The 19079-nt window shown below is 73.2% G+C and carries 18 protein-coding genes; 5 read left to right on the top strand and 13 right to left on the bottom strand.

The window, feature by feature from the left end; translation table 11 throughout:
• Positions 1–8: 8 nt before the first annotated feature.
• A complete protein-coding gene (locus AC27IY_RS38180; protein ID WP_344211962.1) occupies positions 9–1508 on the top strand; it encodes an alpha/beta hydrolase family protein in 1500 nt (499 codons plus the stop codon).
• Here the strand turns inward: AC27IY_RS38180 and AC27IY_RS38175 are convergent.
• Together AC27IY_RS38175 and AC27IY_RS38170 are read right to left on the bottom strand one after the other, a co-directional pair.
• Positions 1481–2425, bottom strand: coding sequence for an alpha/beta hydrolase (locus AC27IY_RS38175; protein ID WP_487180980.1), 945 nt, complete (start codon positions 2423–2425; stop codon positions 1481–1483). The two genes, AC27IY_RS38180 and AC27IY_RS38175, sit on opposite strands and share 28 nt — an antisense overlap.
• 1 nt (position 2426) lies before the next feature.
• Entirely contained in the window at positions 2427–3287 is an 861-nt protein-coding gene (locus tag AC27IY_RS38170; RefSeq protein ID WP_487180979.1) for a crotonase/enoyl-CoA hydratase family protein, read from the bottom strand.
• Between the two features lie 123 nt (positions 3288–3410).
• Between AC27IY_RS38170 and AC27IY_RS38165 the strand changes: the two genes are divergently transcribed.
• From AC27IY_RS38165 to AC27IY_RS38155, 3 genes are read left to right on the top strand one after another with little or no spacing between them, the layout of a single operon-like run.
• Positions 3411–4943, top strand: coding sequence for an LCP family protein (locus tag AC27IY_RS38165; protein WP_449945918.1), 1533 nt, complete (start codon positions 3411–3413; stop codon positions 4941–4943).
• Between the two features lie 57 nt (positions 4944–5000).
• On the top strand, positions 5001–5141 hold the full coding sequence (locus AC27IY_RS38160; protein WP_487180978.1) for a hypothetical protein: 141 nt from the start codon (positions 5001–5003) through the stop codon (positions 5139–5141).
• Between the two features lie 3 nt (positions 5142–5144).
• The gene (locus AC27IY_RS38155; protein WP_435874955.1) at positions 5145–5387 is read left to right on the top strand and encodes a hypothetical protein; all 243 of its coding nucleotides are present in this window, start codon (positions 5145–5147) and stop codon (positions 5385–5387) included.
• Between the two features lie 204 nt (positions 5388–5591).
• Here the strand turns inward: AC27IY_RS38155 and AC27IY_RS38150 are convergent, their stop codons facing one another.
• The 7 genes from AC27IY_RS38150 to AC27IY_RS38120 all read right to left on the bottom strand — a co-directional run bounded on the left by AC27IY_RS38150 (position 5592) and on the right by AC27IY_RS38120 (position 11533).
• Complete coding sequence (locus tag AC27IY_RS38150) at positions 5592–6170, bottom strand: hypothetical protein (protein WP_487180977.1); 579 nt, start codon at positions 6168–6170, stop codon at positions 5592–5594.
• Positions 6167–6391: a hypothetical protein gene (locus AC27IY_RS38145; protein WP_487180976.1), complete on the bottom strand. Its 225-nt coding sequence runs from the start codon at positions 6389–6391 to the stop codon at positions 6167–6169. Before AC27IY_RS38145 ends, AC27IY_RS38150 begins: the two co-directional genes overlap by 4 nt.
• Before the next feature lie 101 nt (positions 6392–6492).
• On the bottom strand, positions 6493–7491 hold the full coding sequence (locus tag AC27IY_RS38140) for a hypothetical protein (protein WP_487180975.1): 999 nt from the start codon (positions 7489–7491) through the stop codon (positions 6493–6495).
• Positions 7488–8147 carry a class I SAM-dependent methyltransferase gene (locus AC27IY_RS38135; protein WP_487180974.1) on the bottom strand — a complete coding sequence of 220 codons (660 nt, stop codon included), beginning with the start codon at positions 8145–8147 and terminating at the stop codon, positions 7488–7490. Before AC27IY_RS38135 ends, AC27IY_RS38140 begins: the two co-directional genes overlap by 4 nt.
• Before the next feature lie 118 nt (positions 8148–8265).
• Positions 8266–9270 (bottom strand): enolase C-terminal domain-like protein, encoded by a 1005-nt coding sequence (locus AC27IY_RS38130; RefSeq protein WP_364444623.1) that lies wholly within the window; start codon positions 9268–9270, stop codon positions 8266–8268.
• A 23-nt stretch (positions 9271–9293) separates the two neighbouring features.
• A complete protein-coding gene (locus tag AC27IY_RS38125; protein WP_487180973.1) occupies positions 9294–10691 on the bottom strand; it encodes an MFS transporter in 1398 nt (465 codons plus the stop codon).
• A 101-nt stretch (positions 10692–10792) separates the two neighbouring features.
• Positions 10793–11533 (bottom strand): TetR/AcrR family transcriptional regulator, encoded by a 741-nt coding sequence (locus AC27IY_RS38120; protein ID WP_344211982.1) that lies wholly within the window; start codon positions 11531–11533, stop codon positions 10793–10795.
• 106 nt (positions 11534–11639) lie between these two features.
• Here AC27IY_RS38120 and AC27IY_RS38115 point away from each other — a divergent pair, with 106 nt between their 5' ends.
• Positions 11640–13088 (top strand): MFS transporter, encoded by a 1449-nt coding sequence (locus AC27IY_RS38115; protein ID WP_487180972.1) that lies wholly within the window; start codon positions 11640–11642, stop codon positions 13086–13088.
• 35 nt (positions 13089–13123) lie between these two features.
• Here AC27IY_RS38115 and AC27IY_RS38110 read toward each other — a convergent pair whose 3' ends face one another.
• Genes AC27IY_RS38110 through AC27IY_RS38095 form a run of 4 tightly spaced genes read right to left on the bottom strand, consistent with a single transcriptional unit; the run spans position 13124 to position 19075 of the window.
• Complete coding sequence (locus AC27IY_RS38110) at positions 13124–14290, bottom strand: VWA domain-containing protein (RefSeq protein WP_344211986.1); 1167 nt, start codon at positions 14288–14290, stop codon at positions 13124–13126.
• Entirely contained in the window at positions 14287–16626 is a 2340-nt protein-coding gene (locus tag AC27IY_RS38105; protein WP_487180971.1) for a DUF5682 family protein, read from the bottom strand. The genes AC27IY_RS38110 and AC27IY_RS38105 overlap by 4 nt, the downstream gene beginning before the upstream one ends.
• A complete protein-coding gene (locus tag AC27IY_RS38100) occupies positions 16623–17687 on the bottom strand; it encodes an ATP-binding protein (RefSeq protein WP_344211990.1) in 1065 nt (354 codons plus the stop codon). Before AC27IY_RS38100 ends, AC27IY_RS38105 begins: the two co-directional genes overlap by 4 nt.
• Positions 17684–19075 (bottom strand): DUF5691 domain-containing protein, encoded by a 1392-nt coding sequence (locus AC27IY_RS38095; RefSeq protein WP_487180970.1) that lies wholly within the window; start codon positions 19073–19075, stop codon positions 17684–17686. Before AC27IY_RS38095 ends, AC27IY_RS38100 begins: the two co-directional genes overlap by 4 nt.
• Positions 19076–19079: the final 4 nt, after the last annotated feature.

The raw sequence follows: 19079 nt of genomic DNA, 5'->3' as shown, positions 1-19079 counted from the left end.
GGAGGCCGATGCGCACGGGCCGGGGCACCTTGAGCATCGCCGCCGGTCTGGTGCTGGTGGCGCTCGCGACGGTCGGCTACGTCCTGCCGCCCGCCTTCGACCCTCCGCCGCTGAAGGCGGACCCCGCCTTCCAGGCGATCCCGCCGCAGCCCGAGCACGAGCTGAAGCCGCCGGCGGCGACCGCCGCGATCCGCCGGCAGGAGATCTCGGTCGCGGCGGAGGGGCAGCGCCTCTACGGGACGCTGCGCACGCCGCTGACGCCGGGGCGGCATCCGGCGATGGTGTTCGTGTCGGGGTCGGGCAACGGCTCGCGCACGGAGTTCACGCCGCAGGCGGAGTTCCTGGCCAAGGCGGGCGTGGTGACGATCGCCTTCGACAAGCGCACGGTCGGCTACGACTTCCGCGAGCGCGACTTCGGCCTGCTCGCCGACGACGCGCTGCGCATGGTGGAGTACCTGCGCGCGCTGCCCGAGGTGGACCCGGCGCGGGTCGGCGTCTGGGGCGTCAGCGAGGGCGGCTGGGTGGTGCCGATCGCGGCGGCCAAGAGCGCGGCGGTCGGGTTCGTGGTGCTGGTGTCGTCCCCGAACGTCTCCCCGCTGCGCCAGGTCGCCTGGGCGCTGAACGAGCAACTGCTGCGGCTGCGCGCTCCCATCGGCGCGCGCGACCTGCTGACCAGGGCGATGGGCGGGGTCGGCTTCACGTTCCTGCGCTACGACGCGATGCCCGCGCTCAGCGGGATCAAGGTGCCGGTTCTCGCGTTCTACGGCACGACCGACCCTTCGATCCCCTTCGTGGAGTCCACCAAGGCGCTCGTCACCGCGATGGGCAGGGCCGGCAACGACGACTACACGATCCGCTTCATCGGTCAGGGCGACCACGCCATGCGGGTCGGTGGCGGGCCGTTCGCCAAGGGCTACCTGGAGACCCTCGGCAACTGGATCAGCGGCCTGCCGGCCACGGCCAAGCCGGCGGCGCACCTGGCGGGCGCGACGCCGGTGCAGCGGTTCGAGGCGAGCGACGTCCCCGCGGCACCCTGGTACGCGGGCGGCACGATGCTCGGCCTGACGATCTGCTTAGCGGCCGTCGGCTACGTGGCGGGGCCGGTCGCCGCCGTGGTCGTCCGGCTGCGGGGCCGCGGCCATCCGCTCGTCGTCGCCGAGGCCAACGCCCGGCTGTGGCCGCCGATCCGGCGCCGTCTGGTCAGGATCGCGTGGACCAGCCTGGGGCTGCTGGCGTCGGTGGTCGCGTTCATCACGCTGCTGGTGCTGTTCTCCATCAACCAGGCGGGCGCGTGGCCGGCGGTGCTGGCCGGCTGGCTCGTGGTGCGCATCCTCGCCGTGCTCATGCTGGTGCAGGAGGTCACGGCGGTGGCGGCGGTGCTGTCGGCGCTGCGCGAGGGCATGCGGCCGGGCCGCTGGCAGCACGTCGCGGTGGCGGGCGTGCTGGGCGGCACCGGCCTGCTGATGGTGGCGGCGGCCTACTACGGCCTCTTCGCGTTCCCCTGGTGAGCGTCTCCCTGGTGGATGTAGGTGCTCATCCAGCGGTCCAGCTCCGCGAAGACCTGCTTGCGCACCGGCTCGGCCGACAGCACGAGGTCGTGCACGCCGTCCTGGATCCGTACGCAGGTGACGTGCGGCCCCACCGAGGTGGACCAGCGGGCGATGTGGGCGGGGTCGAGCACGATGTCGGCCGAACGCGCCTCGGGGACGAAGTCGCGTACCCGCAGGCCGTTCGACGAGGCCAGCACCAGCACGGGCACGTCCACCGCGAGCCCCTTGTGCAGGCGGCGCTGGGCCCGCCGGATGGCGGCCAGCCACATGGCGTGCACGGAGAACCCGCCGAGCGGCTTGAGCTGCAGGTCGTAGTCCCATTCGCCGCCGTGGTCGCGGTGCAGCGTCTGCCCGTAGACGGTGCTGACGCCCAGCGGGAGCGGCCGGCGGGTGTACGACAGCGGCGTCCGCAGCAGGTCGGCGGCCATCCGCAGCGGCGCGGGCACGTTGAGGTCGAAGAACGGGCTGTTGAGCGCGAGCCCCTGCACCAGCCCCCGGCCGCGGACCCGGTCGGCCCACAGGGCGGCGACCAGGCCGCCGGTGGAGTGTGCGTTCAGTGTCAGCTCGTCGTGGTCGCGCCGGATGAGGCGGACGGCCTCGTCGATCTCGGGGAAGTAGTCGGTGACGCTCCTGATCAGGCCCCTGGTCTGGTGCGGGAGCAGGGAGCGGCCGTACTTGCGCAGGTCGAGGGCGTAGAAGTCGATGCCGCGCTGGACGTAGTGCTCGGCCAGGTGGTCCTGGAAGAAGTAGTCGGTGAAACCGTGCAGGTAGAGCACCGCCCTGCGGGACGCGGCGCCCGCGGTCCTCGCCACCAGGGTCGCGACGACCTCGCCCTCGAAATCGTCGGGCAGCCGCAGAGTGGTGATTTCGTACATGTCAGAGACCATAAGGATTGTCGGGCCAGGACGGTACACCCGGCGGCAGGTCCTCGCTGACCTTCATCGGGAAGTCGGCCTGCCGCTTCTCCAGGAACGCGGTCACCCCTTCGACCGAGTCGGCCCCGCCGCCCAGCTCGGCCATGAGCCGCGAGTCGGCGGCGTGCGCCTCCCACGGCGAGCTCGCCGACAGCCCGGACCACATCAGGCGGCGGATCGCGGCGACGGAGACGGCCGAGGTGTTGTCGGCGATCTCCCTGGCCAGCGCGTACGCCGCCGGCAGCAGCTCCGCGTCCGGCAGCACCCGCGACACCAGCCGCCCCGCCAGCGCCTCGGCGGCCGGGAAGACGCGGCCGGTCGCCGCCCACTCCATGGCCTGCGCGATGCCGACGATCCGCGGCAGGAACCAGCTCGACGCCGCCTCGGTGACGATGCCGCGGCGGGCGAAGACGAACCCGAAACGCGCCGACTCGGCCGCCAGCCGCACGTCCATCGGCAGCGTCATCGTCACGCCGACGCCCACGGCCGGGCCGTTGATCGCGCCGATGACCGGCTTGAGCGAGCGGGCGATGCGCAGGGCCACGGTGCCGCCGCCGTCGCGCGGCGCGCCCTCGACGGTCTCGCCCCGCTCCCGGTGGCCGAACGTGCCGCCGCCCCCGCCGAGGTCCGCCCCCGCGCAGAAGGCCCGGCCCGCGCCGGTCACCACCACCGCGCGGACCCCGTCGTCGGTGTCGGCCCGGTCGAACGCCTCGATGAGCTCGACGCGCATGGTGTGCGTGAACGCATTCAGCCGCTCAGGGCGACACAATGTGAGGGTGGCCACGCGGTCGGCCACGTCGTACGCGATCTCGGTGAAGGCCATGAACCGAATCTTATTCGGTCAGTGGTGTTCACCTGCCGATAACGACATCATTCGTTTTCGGTGCGTATGCTGCCGCCTCGGTCCGGTGGCCTATGGAGACCTTTACGGGGAAACGGGGATGTCGTGCAGGCAAAGGAACCGGTGAGCACCGGCGCGGTGCTCGGCTGGCTGGCGCTGTCGGCGCTGGCTCCGGGCGCGGCGCACCTGCGCGCGGGCCGCCGCAGGACGGGCCTGGTCCTGCTGTCCTGCTACGCGGTCCTGCTGCTGACCGCGCTCGGGGTGTGGCTCGCGGTCGACACCGGCGACCTGGTCGGCGCCCTGATGGACAACACCGCCATGACGGCGGTCATCGCCGGCACGATCGCGCTCGGGGTGGCCTGGTTCGCCCTGATCGTCCACTCGTTCGTGGTGCTGCGGCCCAGCGGGCTGTCGCAGGGCGGGCAGATCCTCACCGGCACGCTCGCGGGGCTGATGGCGGTGCTCGTCGTGGTGCCGTTCGGGGCGCTCGGCAACCTGGCCTGGACCGCCCAGGCGACGATCAACGACATCTTCCAGGAGCCCGCCGACGCCGCCGCCGACCCGGGCACCGGGCTCAGCGCCGACGCCGGCACCCCGGCCACGGCCCAGCCCTCGCCCGAGGACCCGTGGGCGGGACGCAAGCGGGTCAACATCCTGCTGCTGGGCGGCGACGCCGACGACCACCGCGTGGGGGTCCGCACCGACAGCATGAACCTGGCCAGCGTGGACGTGGAGACCGGCAACACCGTGCTGTTCAGCCTGCCGCGCAACCTGGAGGACGTGCGTTTCCGCCCCGGCACGCCGATGGCCGAGCGCTTCCCCAGCGGCTTCCGCCTGCCGGCCGACCCCGGCGGCGGCCGCAGCGACCTGCTCAACAGCGTCTGGGAGTACGCCGACGCGCACCCGGAGATCTTCGGCGGCAAGCAGCACCAGGGCCCCAAGGTCCTGATGGACACGATCGGCTACACCCTCGGCCTCAGGGTCGACTGGTACGCCCTGGTCAACATGTGGGGTTTCGCCCGCCTCATCGACGCCATCGGCGGCATCACGCTCACCGTCGAGACGGACGTCGTGTTCGGCCGCTACAACGAGGGCCTGGTCAAGGCCGGCACGCGCAAGCTCAAGGGCGCCGACGCGATGTGGTACGCCCGCTCGCGCACCAACAGCGATGACTTCACCCGGATGCGCCGCCAGCGGTGCGTGCTCGGCGCGCTGCTGACCCAGGCCGACCCGGCGACGGTGCTGACCCGCTTCAACCGCATCGCCCTGGCCACCAAGGAGCTGATCAGGACCGACATCCCGTTCTCGATGCTGAAGAACCTGGTGCCGCTGGCTCTCAAGGTCAAGAACGCGAAGGTGTCGAGCGTGCAGTTCGTGCCGCCGCTGATCAACACGGGCTATCCCGACTGGGACAAGATCCGCGGCATCACGGCCAAGGCCATCCGCGACTCCTCCGCCGCGAGCCCGGCCGTCGCGGCCACCGGGCCCGCCACGCCGGCGAACGCCGACAGCGGCGCGTCGGCCGACCCCTCGCCGACCAAGACTCCGGAGAAGAAGGCCCCGAAGAAGAAGCAGCAGTCCGGGACGGACGACGACCCGGTCAAGGGCCTGACGGAGGGCTGCGGCGGCGCCCTCTGAGCGCCATCGTCCCCGCCGTCGTCAGCGCGCCAGGCGCTGCCCATCGGGATCATCCTCATGGTGATCAGCGAGCAGATGTGGAGCGGCATGATCCTGCTCGGGCTCGTCGGCATCGCCCTGCCGACGGCGTTCCGGGCGGTGGAGGCCCGGCTGCCGCGGTGGTACACAGGTTTGCCTACGGCACAGCGAGGGCGCTGATGCATGACCGCCATGCTGGACGTCCGCGGGTCGCGGAAGGTCTACGAGGGACGGGGCTTGAGTGTCGAGGCCGTCCGCGACCTGCGGGCGGTCGCGTACGAGCCGCGCCTGCTGCTGATGGACGAGCCGTTCGCCGCCGTGGACGCCCAGACCCGCGCCGACCTGGAGGACCTCGTCCGCTCGCTGTGGCGGCGGCTCGGGGTCACGGTGCTGTTCGTCACGCACGACATCGACGAGTCGGTCTAGCTCGGGCAGCATGTCATCGTGCTGTCCAACTCGCCGACGGTTGCGCTGGAGGACGTCCCGCTCCCTACCCCGCTTCGCCGAGCTCCGCCCCCACATGTACGGACTGATCCGGCTCGCCAAGTCCGGCCACCGCCCCACCTGACCCCCCGTCAGGATCGAGCCGGTGACCGACGCCCTGCTCCACCCGGGCAGGCCGCGTACGGCTCATCGCCCTTTGACCGGCTCCGCCGCGGCACCGGCGCCATCGCGCAGCCGTTCCCTCAATGCCCTGAGCTTGCCCAACGTGGCAGGCGTCGGATCACCCTCGGGCACATCAGGAAGAAGCGACCTCAGCAGTTCCATTCTGCTGAAAGCGTCCGCAGAGCGGGGTGCGGCTGCCTCCTCCGCCTCCTGCAGCAGCTTCCCGACGGCCTGATGGGAGATGCCCAAGAGGTAGCCGATGTCGCGGTGGACATAGCCTCTGCGTGCCAGATCGGCCACGGTCGTCTGCGTCACTTCCGCGGCCTGCTGCTTGGCCACCCTGGCGGCGAGGCGGGCCAGCAATGTGGCCTCCAGTTCGGTGGCCACGTCCTCGTCGGCCACCGTCAGCTCGAAATCGGCGTCGACCTCGGAGGCGTCGACGTCGAGCATCGTGGCCACGAGATCGCGAGCCATCTCCTCGGCGTGCTCCAGGCGCTTAACCTGAGTGTGGTAGCCGCGCTTGAGGCCGGGCCCGCAGACGGTCAACGCCCACCAGTGGCCGCTCCTGCCAGCGGTGATGATGTAAGTGTCGCGTGCGCTCACTGACCCTCCTGCTCCTTCGCGGCCTCGACGAGGATGCTCTCCCAGTTCTCTAAGATTCCTTTCGCCGTCCGCTCGTTGACCTCCGCATGGCGAGGGACGGGCATCGCCTCTGAACCGGCGTGCCACTTGGTGTGACTGCCGCCTTCAGTGGAGCGCACAGGCACGCCGTATTCCTTTGCGAGCTTACGCATCCGGCGTTCTAGCTCCCGCTTCCTCATCACGCAGTTTAGGCTACCCAGGTTGCAAAACTCCAGGCAACCTAGGTTGCAGATTGTCCGCAATTGCGCGACCGAAACAGGAACAGCAGTGGGAAAGTGACACGTCAGGCGGGGGTGACGGTTTCCGTGGCCTCGTTCCAGCGCCACGCCACCTGGTGGCCGTGCAGGTGGACGCCGCCGATCCACCGGTCGACGCCGTTGAGCGTGACCTGGTCGGCCTGGCCGGCGAGGACGCGCGCGCCGGTGTCCGTCAGGCGCAGTCGGGTCGCCCGCGTCACCGGCCCGGCGGCCGGGTCGAGGTCGAGCAGCGGGTGAGGGCCCCGCGCCAGCCGTTCCATCCGGTCGAAGCAGGTGAGGTCGCCCATGAACGGCCGCGGCTCGCGTGCCGCGGCCCGGACGAAGGCCGTGCCCGCGTCGGGCGCGCCGGCGGCGACGGCGGCCAGCACCCGGCGCTCGGACAGCGACAGCCCGTCGCGGGTGGAGGGGTATTCGCGGCCGAGCCGGTCGAACGCCTCGCCCAGGAAGCGCAGCTCCCCCAGCCGGGCGGCGGCGATGGCGGCCAGGCCCTCGGGCGTCGGCGCGCGGAAGGCCGCCCACGCGCGGGTGGCCAGCTCCAGCGCCGCCGGGGTCAGCCGGGCGCACGCTCCCGTGCCGGGCAGCTCGCGCAGTTGCTCGGCGGTGAGCTGCCCGAGGCCGCCGAACTGAGCGATCCCGGGGTATTCGCCGATGCAGATCAGCGTCACCCGCTCTGCGGAAACGCCCAGGGCGGCCAGGCGGGCGAGGATCTCCACGATCTGGAGCTGGTCGTACAGGTCGGCCTCGAACCACAGGACGTACGCGCCGTCGCGGTTGTCCTCAAGGGCCTGGTCGCGTTCGGTGAAGGCGCGCAGCGTCGCCTCGCGCTCGGCACCGTGGCAGGCCGTGAGGTAATCGGCGCGGACACGGCGCAGCTCGGCCGGGGCGACCTCCGGCACCGGGCCCTCGTGCAGGACGTCGCGCCAGTAGACCACGCGCCGGGCGAGCCCGGTGCCCGGCACGTCGGTGGCGTCGCCGTTGCTGAGGTGCAGCGCCTCCTCGGGCAGCACGGCGCTCGGCCCGTTCATGCCGTGAGCGAGCGGTGGAAGGTGGCCCGCCAGCGGTGGCGCCCGCCGTCCCGCAGGTCCTCGACTGTGCCCCGCTCCAGGCCGTCCGTCGCGAACGCGGCGATCTCGGACGGCGTCAGCGGCCACGGCGGCGCGAACACCGGCCCGCCCTCCTCCCGCCCGGTGGCGATCACCAGCAGCGTGCCGCCGGGGCCGACGAACCCGGCGACCGCCTCGGTGGCGGCGGCGTGCAGCGGCTCCGGCAGCACCTGCACGGTCATGATCTCCACCACCAGGTCGTACGCCCGCCGCCACTCCTCCGGCGGGCGCAGCAGGTCGGCCACCTCGTAGCGCACCCGGCTCCCGGGGAACCGCTCGCGCGCCAGCCGCACCGCCGACTCGCTCACGTCGAAGGCGACGGTGTCGTAGCCGAGCCCGGCGAGGTGTTCGGCGTCGTCGCCGAGCCCCGCCCCCGCGACGAGCGCCCGCCCCTTTCCGTCGGCGTGGGCCTCGGCCCACTCGCTGAGCAGGGGGTGCGGGGCGCGCGAGTCCCAGGGCACGATCGCCTCGCCGGACGCCGACTCGGCGTAGAGGCGCTCGAACCAGCCCAGCGGATCGCCGGCCGCCAGCGACTCCCCGGCCAGCCGGATCGCGTCCTCGTCGGGGTCCTTCGCCATCAGCCCACCTCCGGCAGCAGCCCGGACGGTCCCGCCGCGCCCGGCTCTCCGGCCAACTCCACCACGTCGGCGCGTCCGCCGGGCCGCCCGGCCGGTACGCGCTCGGCGAACACCGGCCTCAGGCGTGGAAGGTCTCCTTCGCCATCCGGCGCAGGCGGGTCTCGTCGATGTCGTGGCCGAGCCCGGACTGCGTCAGCGGGACGGCGATGACGCCCGCGTTCGCCCCCACGATCGGGGTGACGAGCTGGTTCTGGCGAGGCGGCTGGGTGACGTCGCAGGGCAGCGTGCAGCCGGGCAGGCTGGCGACGGCGACGGTGGCCGCCCTGGCCAGCCCCATCCCCTGGCCGCCCGCGCACTGGATGTCCCAGCCGGCCGCCGCCGCGCGGTCGTGGGCGCGGCGGGCCTCGCTCAGGGACGGGAAGGCCGTGGGCCGCAGCAGCAGCACCCGCGCGGCCCGTACGGTGAGGAAGTCGTCGAGCTCGGCGGTGGAGGCGACCTCGACGGCCACGGAGGCCGTCACCTCGTCCTGGAGCGCGGCGTGGGCGTAGACGTCGCCGGTGGCGAACGGCCGCTCGATGACCTCCAGGCCGTAGGAGTCGAGGGCGACGAGCTGGCCCTGCTCGGTGTAGGCGTTGCCGCAGTCGACGGCGAGGGTCAGCGCGGGGTAGGCGGCCCGGACGGCGCGTACGGGCTCGACGTCCCAGCCGGGACGCACGTCGAGCGTGACGTGCCCGTAGCCGGCGCAGACCTGCTGGTTGACCCGGCTGACCAGGCTTTCCGTGGACGGATCGGGCGACAGGCGGACGGTGGCCATGAGGGAGGTGCGGGTGCCGCCGATCGCCTCGGCGAGCGGCACGCCGCGCATCCTCGTCCACAGGTCCCAGCAGGCCATGTCGACCGCCGGATCGCCGCTCGGGACGGCGTCGGGGTGCTCCCAGTCGACGCCGATGAGCAGGGCTGCCAGCGTCTCTTCCAGCTTCGACCAGGTCTTGGGCTGAGGGGAGAGCGCTTCGCCCCACCCGGTCATGCCGCCTTGGTCGGTGAGCTTCACGAGCAGGGTCTCCGACCTCCTGCCGTACGGCAGGACGAGCCGGAAGACCTCGAGCTCACGCACTCGCGGCATGTACCCCCCTCTTACGGCCCACTTCAGGGCACGGTCACTTCCATAGTGCCTGCTGTGCGGGACCGGACCAAACGGGGGGCCAGCGCGAACGCCAGCACGGCGAGCGCGACGGCGGTGAGCAGACCGGCCGCGTAGCTGCCGCCCGAGGCCGTGAAGATCGCGCCGCTGGCCGCGACGGCGACCACGGTGAAGACCGACTCGCCGACGCCCACGGCGGCGCTGTTCTGGCCCTCCTCCCCCGGCGCGGACATCTCCAGCACCAGCACCGAGACCGTCGGGTGCAGCATGCCGATGCCGAGTCCGGCGACCGCCATGGCGACGTGCGCGAGCGCCAGCGGCACCGAGTCCACCAGCACGAGCGTGACCAGCGCGAGGCCGGTCGCGAGCAGGGCGGCTCCGCCGCGGACCGCGAGCAGGTTGCTGATCCGGCCGCGGCCCTTGAGCCAGGAGCCGGTGGACCAGCCGAGCGCGCCGACCGTGAGGACGATGCCGGCGGCGGTGGCGCTGAGCCCGCGCTCGTTGATCAGCATGAGGGGAATCAGCACCTGGGCGGCGGTGAGCGAGCCGAACGCCAGCCCGCGCAGCACCGGCGCGCTCGGCAGGCCGGGCGCGGCCCGCAGCGAGCCGGTCGGCAGCAGCCTGGGCAGTGCCACGGCCAGCAGGACGACGCCCGCCGCGAGCAGGGGCAGGCCGGCCAGCTCCAGGGCGCTGCCGTACTGGATGAGCGCGGCGGCCACGGCCGTCACCGCGGCCCAGACCAGCTTGCGGCCGAGCGCGGGGGCGGGGTCGGCGCCCGGCGCGGGCTCTCCGCTGCCCGTGCCGAGGTCGCGGCCGGTGGTGCCGCGCCAGAGCAGCAGCGCCGACGGGACGACGATGAGCGAGACGCCGAGGAAGATCCACCGCCAGTCGGCGTTCTGCACCACGAACCCGGCGATCGCCGGGCCCACCATCGACGGCACCACCCACGCGGCCGAGAACAACGCGAACACCTTCGGATGCAGCGCGGCGGGGTAGACGCGGGCGACCAGCACGTACAGGGCGACCTGGGTGGCCCCGGCGCCGAGCCCCTGCACGAACCGGCCGGCCACGAACACCTCCATGGTCGGCGCGAACCCCGCCAGCAGCAGCCCGGCCACGAACGTCACCACCCCGGCCGCGATCGGTTCGAGCGGCCCGCGCCGGTCGCTCCACCGCCCGCCCAGCACGGTCGCGATCACGCTGGCCGCCAGGGTGGCGCTGAAGGCCAGGTTGTACAGGGGCATGCCGTCCAGCTCGCGGGCCACCACGGGCATGGCCGTGGCCACCGCCATCGCCTCGAACGCCAGCAGGGTCACGATGGCCACGAGCCCGAAACTCAGCGCACGGTACGGCGCCGACACCACGCCGGCCGGGGCCGGCTTCTCCTCAACGATCGTCGTCATGCCGGTCACGCTAGGGCGAAGGCACAGCTCAGCACATCGGCCGCTGGTCCTAGCCGCCTCTCGGCACTTGGACCTAGATCAGGCTCTGGACCGGGGCCGGGTCAGGCTCCGGGCATCCGGTTCTCCAGGCCGTCGAGCATCAGCTCCAGCCCGTACATGAAGCGGTTCTCGCCGTCGTCGGCGACCAGCTCGTCGATGTGCTGGTGCAGGTGCGGGAAGGTGGAGGCGGGCAGTGCGCGGTAGTAGGTGGCGATCTGGCCGGAGAACCGCTCGAAGTACTCCTGCGGGTCGGTCAGCCCGGCGGCACGCATCCTGGCGCGGTGCAGGGAGCCCTCGTAGGCGTCGCCGATGAGGTAGAGCGAGAGACGGTCCATGACCAGCGACGCCTCCCTCGGGTGCATGCCGGCCTCGATGAGCAGCCCGTAGACGAACTCGCCCGCGCGCAGGGAGTTGGGGCCGGTGGGGATGCTCGCCAGCGCCGCGCGGGCCACGTCGGAGTGGTGGCCGAGGACGCGGTGCACCTCCAGGCAGTACGCGCGCAGCTGCTCCTTCCAGTGGGCCGCGTCGCGCTCGGGCAGCCGGATCTCGCCGAGCACCCGGTCGTAGATCAGCTCCAGCAGCTCCTCCTTGTTCGCGACGTGCGCGTACAGGGACGCGGGGCCGGTGTCGAGCTCCTGGGCGACGCGCCGCATGCTGAGCGCCTCGAACCCCTCGTCGTCCAGGATCCGCAGCCCGGCCTCGACGATGAGGTCCTGGCTGAGCTGGCGCTTGGGCTGCGGCTGCCGGCGTGACTTGCGCCAGGGAGGGGCGGGCACGCCGTCGGTCGTCCTCGTCCGGTCCATACCGAACACTGTACTTGACACGAACGGTGTTCGCTACTAAAACGGTGTTCGTGACGAACACCGTTCGTTCCCCAGAACACTGTTTCATCCGTCAGGAGTTACCAAGATGACCGTCACCGCCTCCCAGGAGACAGGCGAGGCCCAGGGCTACCGGTGGCGATGGGTCGCGCTCTTCGTGATCCTCGCCGCCGAGGTCATGGACCTGCTCGACGCCCTGGTCACCACCATCGCCGCCCCCACCATCCAGCGCGACCTGGGCGGGAGCGACAGCCTCGTGCAGTGGCTCGGCGCCGGCTACACGCTCGCCATGGCCGTCGGCCTCATCACCGGCGGCCGGCTCGGCGACCTCTACGGCCGCAAGCGCATGTTCCTCATCGGCGCCTTCGGCTTCACCGCGGCCTCGCTGCTGTGCGGCGTCGCCGTCAGCCCCGAGATGCTGATCGCCGCACGGGTGCTGCAGGGCCTGTTCGGCGCCGTGATGCTGCCCCAGGGGCTGGGCCTGATCAAGGAGATGTTCCCGCCGCACGAGATGGGCAAGGCGTTCGGCATGTTCGGGCCGGTCATGACCATCTCGTCGGTCGGCGGCCCGGTGCTCGCCGGCTGGCTCGTCGACGCCGACTTCTTCGGCACCGGCTGGCGCATGATCTTCCTGATCAACCTGCCGCTCGGCCTCGCCGCCGCGCTCGCCGGGATCCGCTTCCTGCCCGAGTTCCGCCTGTCCAACGCCACCCGGCTCGACCTCGGCGGCGTCGGGCTGGTCTCGCTCGCCGCGCTGCTGCTCATCTACCCGCTCATCCAGGGGCGCGAGCAGGGCTGGCCCTGGTGGACGTTCGCGTCCATGGCCGCCTCGATCGTGGTCTTCGCCGTGTTCGCCCGGTACGAGACCCGCCGCGCCGCCTCCGGCAAGGACCCGCTGGTCGTCCCCGGCCTGTTCCGCAAGCGCGCCTTCACCGGCGGGCTCGTCGCCGGGCTCGCCTTCTTCACCGGCATGATGGGCATCGGCCTGGTCTTCGCCCTCTACACCCAGATGGGGCTCGGCTTCTCCCCGCTCAAGGCGGGCCTCGCCGGGCTGCCGCAGGCCGTCGGCGGCGTGGTCGGCTTCGGCCTGGCGATGTCCGGGCTGCAGGAGAAGCTCGGGCGCGGGCTGCTGCAGATCGGCGCGACCGTGATGGGGGCGGGCGCGGCCGTGCTCGCGCTCACCATCCACTTCGCCGGGCTCGACGTCACCGTCTGGCAGCTCGCCCCCGGCCTGGGCCTCGTCGGCATCGGCATGGGGCTCACCATGGCGCCGTTCTTCGACATCGTGCTCGCCGGCGTCGAGCCGCACGAGTCCGGCTCGGCGTCCGGGACGCTGACCGCCGTGCAGCAGCTCGGCGGCGCGCTCGGCAGCGCCGTGCTGGGGACCCTGTTCTTCAACCTGCTCGCCGACCAGTGGGGGTTCGGCGCCTCGATGGAGGTCACGGTGTGGGTCGAGGTCGGGCTGCTGGTGCTGACGTTCGCGCTGTCGTTCCTGCTGCCCCGGCACGCCCGCCCCGACCAGGAACCCGCCCACTGAGCCCCGCCGGCCATGAGGACGGCAGGGCTGTGGGATCAGGCTCCGAAGGTGTGCTCCGCCCAGCGGCCGATGTCGCGGCGCTCGATCGCCGCCGCCATCAGCCCGGGAAAGGCGTCGGGGGTGCAGGCGAACGCCGGCACCCCCATCGCGGCCAGCGCGGCGGCGTTCTCGTGGTCGTAGAAGGGCGCCCCCTCGTCGGACAGCGCCAGCAGCACGATCACCTGGACGCCGGCCTCCTTCATCGCCGCCACCCGGCGCAGCATCTCCTGCCGGACACCGCCCTCGTACAGGTCGCTGACCAGGACGAAGATCGAGTCGGCCGGACGGGTGATGAGGCCCTGGCAGTAGGCGACGGCCCGGTTGATGTCGGTGCCGCCGCCGAGCTGGGTGCCGAACAGCAGCTCCACCGGGTCGTGCAGCTGGTCCGTGAGGTCCACCACCGCCGTGTCGAACACCACGAGCGACGTCCGCAACGACCTCATCGAGGCCAGCACCGCCCCGAACACGCTTGAGTACACCACCGACGCCGCCATCGACCCGCTCTGGTCGACGCACAGCACGACCTCCCGCTGCACCGCCCGCCTGCGCCGGGCGTAGCCGACCAGCCGGGACGGGACCACCGTGTTGCGGTCGGGCAGGTAGTGCTTGAGGTTCGCCCGGATCGTACGGTCCCAGTCGATGTCGGCCGTCCGCTTCGGGCGGTGCGTACGCGCCGAGCGGTCGAGCGCGCCCGCCACCGCCGCCCGCGTCCGCTGCGCCAGCCGGCGCTCCAGCTCCGCCACCACCGTGCGGACCACCGCCCGCGCCGACTCCCTGGCCTGGTCGGGCATCACCTTGTTGAGCGCGAGCAGGGTGCCGACCAGGTGCACGTCGGGCTCCACGGCCTCCAGCATCTCCGGCTCCAGCAGGAGCCTGGTGAGGTTGAGCCGTTCGATCGCGTCCTTCTGCATCACCTGGACGACCGTGGCGGGGAAGTAGGTCCGGATGTCGCCGAGCCAGCGCGCCACGCGCGGGGCCGACGCCCCCAGCCCGCCCTCTCTGCCGCCGCCGCCGGTCCCGGCGCCGCCGCCCTCGCCGTGGTCGTAGACGGCGGCGAGGGCGGCGTCCATGTGGGCGTCGTCCCCCTGCAGCCCGAACCCGACCCCGTCGGCGTCGCCGCCTCCCAGCACCAGCCGCCAGCGCCGCATCCGCTCGTCGTTCATCGTTCCCCCTCGGTCGTGCGGGCGGGTGTGCGGGCGGGTGTGCGGCCGATGATCGACAGGACGGTGGCGACGGCGCCGGCCGCGCGGCGGTCGTCCAGGTCGTGGGCGTCGTCCCGGTCCCGTTCGCGTCCCGCCGAACGCAGGCGCTCGCCGATCGAACGGCGCTCGGGGGCGGCGAACGCGCCGAACGTACGGCGCAGCAGCGGCAGCACGTCGGTGAACTGGTCGCCGGACAGCCCGGTGAGCCAGCCGTCCACCAGGGAGAGCAGCCGCGGGTCGTGCACCAGCAGCAGGCCGCCCCCGCTCAGGAAACCCTCCACCCAGGACGCGGCCCGCGCGGGCGCCTGTCCGCGGGACATGGCCCGGGACATGCGGTCGCCGGCGTCGTCGAGCTCGCCGCAGTCGAGGAGGATCCGGGTGAGCCGGCCTTCGATGAGGCCGTGCAGATCCTGCCGGTCGCTGAGCCCACGCAACGTCGCCAGCCAGCGTTCCCGCTCCCGTCCCCCCTCGGGCCGCTCGACGGGCTCCGCATATCCGGCGTGTTCCGCCTGTTCCGTCTGGTCCACGTGTTCGGTGAGGAGGGCGACGGCGGCGTGGACGGCGTCGATGTGTTTGAGCAGGTCGGCTGCGGCGTCGTCGTCCAGGCCGGTCACGGCGACCGGCAGCCCGATCCTGATCCGGTCCAGCATCGAACGGACGATCACCGCCAGCCCCTCGGCCGGGGTGCCGCGTACGTCGCCGTACCGGTGGGCGCGGACCATCGCGGGCAGCGCCGCCATGAGGTGCGTGACGTCGGTGTCCAGGGCGGCCCGCGCCGACAGTGCGGCGAGCACGGCGGGCAGCGCGTCCGGCAGGTCGGCCAGCAGGCAGTGCTCGACCAGCGCCGTCAGCTCCGCCAGCGCCGCCGAGCCGCCCCCGGCGCGGTCGGCGGCGCGCCGCGTGGCCGCCGCCGCGACGGTGGTGCCGAGCGCGGCGTGCTCGATGAGCGCGAGATCGTGCTCCGGCCGCCACCGCAGGGTCCACGTCTCGCGGAAGGTGCCCTTGCCGCGCGCCTGCCCCGGCGTGCCCCAGCCCACCTCCAGCAGCCGCAGCCGGTGCAGCAGGTGGCTGCGTTCGAGGTCGAGGGGTTTGCGCAGGTCGAGGTCGAGCTCGCGGTCGAGCGCCTCGGGCCGCAGCCGCAGTCGCCGTTGCTGGTCGCGCAGGTCGCGCTGGAGCGGCACCATCGGCACGCCGTCCGGTACATGGCCGAGCCGGTCGCCGACGACCAGCCGCCGCTGGATCAGCTCCACCGCCAGGTCGTCGCCCTCGCACAGGACCGCCCGTGCCGCCTCGGTGACCTCGCTCAGCCCGGCCAGGGGCCGGCCGCGGAGCGCGGCCAGGCTCTCGGCGAGCCGTACGGACTCGATGACGTGCGCGGACGACACCGCGAGCCCTTCGTCGCGCAGCACCCCGGCCGCCTCGGCCAGCCACCGCTCCACCGGGTGGTCGGGCACGGTGAAAAGGTGGTGGTACCAGCCCGGCGAGGTGACGCCCGCGCCGTAGCCACTCCAGGAGGCGAGCCGGCCGTACGTCCACGGCACCCAGGTCAGCTCCACCTTCACCTTGGGCAGGCCGCGCAGCAGCGCGTTGTCGGCCGCGGCGGACGGCTGCGGGCCGGCGAGCGCGGGCACGTGCCAGGCGCCGCAGACGACCGCGACGCGGGTGTGGCCCTGTTTGAGCGCGGCGCGGACGGTCCTGCGCATGTAGGCCTCGCGCCTGGCCTCCCGCTCGTCGGGCACGTGACCCTCGCGTACGGTGGCCATGGCCTCGGCGATCACCTCGAACCAGGGCGCCGGCCCGTGTGCCGGCGCTTCGGCGGTGGGGCCGGGCCGGTGCTCGACGACGTCCTCCCACCAGCGTTCCGGGTCGTCGTAGCCGGCCGCGGCGGCCAGTGTGCCGATGGGGTCGGCCGGTCGTGCGTCGGGCGGCTGGTCCTCGCCGCCTCGCGGGTCCTCGGCCAGGGTGTGCGCGGCCGGCAGATCGCAGAAGCGCACCGGTACGCCGGCCGACACCCCGTACAGGATCGCCTGCCACTCGGGCGAGAACCCGGCGAACGGCCAGAACGCCGCACGGGACGGCGCCCCCGGCACGTGCGCCAGCAGCGCGACGGGCGGGTCGAGACCAGGGGCGAGGCGGACGAGCGCGTCGGCCTCGGGCGGCCCCTCGATGAGGATCGCGTCGGGGCGCAGGCGTTCGAGCTCGGCGCGGACGGCCCTGGCCGAGCCCGGCCCGTGGTGGCGCACGCCGAGCACCGTCACGCGCGCCTCCCCCACCACCAGCACTCCGGACGTGGTCATGTGGCCTCGCGGCAGGCTCGGTAGAAGTCGCGCCAGTCGGAGCGCTCGCGGACCACGGTCTCCAGGTATTCGCGCCACACCACCCGGTCGGACACCGGCTCCTGCACCACGGCCCCGACGATGCCCGCGGCGACGTCGGCCGGGCGCAGGACGCCGTCGCCGAAGTGGGCGGCGAGCGCGATGCCGCTGGTCAGCACGGAGATGGCCTCGGCCGTGGACAGCGTGCCGCTCGGCGACTTGAGCTTGGTGCGCCCGTCCTCGGTGACGCCCATGCGCAGCTCGCGGAAGACCGTCACCACCCGCCGGATCTCCTCCAGCCCCGTGGCCGTCTCCGGCAGCTCCAGCGAGCGCCCGAGCTGGGCGACGCGCCGGGCGACGATGTCGACCTCCTCCTCGGCGGTCGCCGGCACCGGCAGCACCACGGTGTTGAAGCGGCGGCGCAGGGCGCTGGACAGCTCGTTGACGCCACGGTCGCGGTCGTTGGCGGTGGCGATGACGTTGAAGCCGCGTTCGGCCTGCACTTCGCGGTTGAGCTCGGGGATCGGCAGCGTCTTCTCCGAGAGGACGGTGATCAGCGCGTCCTGGACGTCGGACGGCATGCGGGTCAGCTCCTCGACCCTGGCGATGCGCCCCTCGGCCATGGCCCGCATGACGGGCGACGGGGTGAGCGCGTCGAGCGAGGGGCCCTCGGCGAGGAGGCGGGCGTAGTTCCAGCCGTAGCGTACGGCCTCCTCGGCGGTGCCGGCCGTGCCCTGAACGAGCAGCGTGGAGTCGCCGCTGACGGCGGCGGCCAAGTGCTCCGACAGCCACGTCTTGGCGGTGCCGGGCACGCCGAGCAGCAGCAGCGCGCGGTCGGTGGCGAGCGTGGCGACGGCGACCTCGACGATGCGGCGGGGACCGATGTACTTGGGGGTGACGCGGTCGCCGTCGCCCAGCACGTAGGTGGTGACCGCCCACGGCGACAGCCGCCAGCCCGGCGGCCGTGGCCGGTCGTCGTCCTTGGCGAGGAGGGCGAGCTCCTCGGCGTACTGGTCTTCCGCGTGCGGGCGCAGAACGGTCATGGGTGCTCCTTCGTCGGTCTCATGACCGGGGCGCTGTCGGACATCTCGGGCAACAACTCCTTGTGCAGGTCGGCGCGGAACCGCAGCAGGGCCGCGACCTGCTGGATCGGCTCGACCGGCGAATAGCTCTCGGCCAGCGGGAACAGCGAAGGGTCGATGTGCTCGCCGGCCAGCTTGACCAGCTCGCCGAGGTTCCACGGCTGCGTGGCCGACACCTTGACGATCTTGTGGAGGACGGCCGTGGCCAGCTCCTCCTTCCACGGGGACGACACGCCGCCGAGCACCATGATGAGCTGGCTGTCGGGTTCGTGGCCGCGTACGAAACCGGCCGCCAGGTCCTGCTGCTCCTGCGGCGGCAGCGACACCAGCAGGTCGGCGATCGGGTCCCAGCCGAACATCGCCCGCGCCCACGCGGGGTCGCGCTGGAGCACGGCGGCGCGTACCCAGGCGGTCCTGACCTCGGCGTCCCAGTCGGGTACGCGCATGGCCAGCAGCCGCTCGGGCGGGTGGCCCCAAGCCGCGAGGGGGGCGCGGGAGATGAGCTGCTGGAGCCACCAGGCGCGCTCGCCGAGGCCGCGCGGGGGCTTCGGACGGATGCCGTCGCGCTCCATCGCCTTGTCGCACGCCTCGGGGGCCTCGATGACGATGACGTCGCCGGTGACGGTGACGCACGACCGCAGCCGCTCGGCCATCCGCCGCGCCATGCGGGAGGCGGGGAGGCGGGTGAGGAGGTTGGCGGCGGTCTGGCGCACCTCGCGGCGGCGGTCGTCGAGCGCGGCCTCCAGGAACGGCTCGTCGGCCATGCTCAGCCCGTCGGACAGCAGCGCGACGAACTCGGCCCGGTCGTCCGGGGTCTCGCGCTCCCACGTGCTCTCCAGCAGCAGCCTCGCCTCGCCGGGGTCGGCCGCGCGCAGCGCCCGCAGGTGGGCGCGGCGGTCGGCGGGGCCGCCGAGCTCCCAGGTCTCGCCCGTGGGCTCGGCCAGCAGGTAGGCCCACGCCGGGTTGAGCGCGGCCAGCCACCTGCCGCGCCGCCCGGCCAGCACGCCGAGGTGCGCCCGGATGGAGCCGTCGCGCCGGCCGCGGTCGAGCAGGTCGGGCAGCACGCGCGGGGGGACGCGGCAGCCGGTCGCCGCGGCGGCGGCCAGCCACTCGGGCAGCAGCCGCTCGTGCTCGCCGCCCAGGATGCGGGCCAGGCGCTCGGCCGCCTGCCGTCCGACGGCCGGGCGGTCCTCGGCGGGCGCGGGGTCCGGAGGCGCGAGCGGGCCGAGGCGCCGCCCCGCCCGCAGGCGCGCCACCTCTACGGCCGCGTCCTCCAGCAGCACACCGTGGTACGGCCGCCGATCGGTGCCCACGAGCGCCGCCGACGTCAACTCGTCCCACCGGCTCACCGAG

The sequence above is a fragment of the Nonomuraea sp. B208 genome (assembly GCF_057536035.1).
The sequence above is the reverse complement of the archived record's forward strand: the minus strand, read 5'-3'. Positions and strand labels throughout refer to the sequence as shown.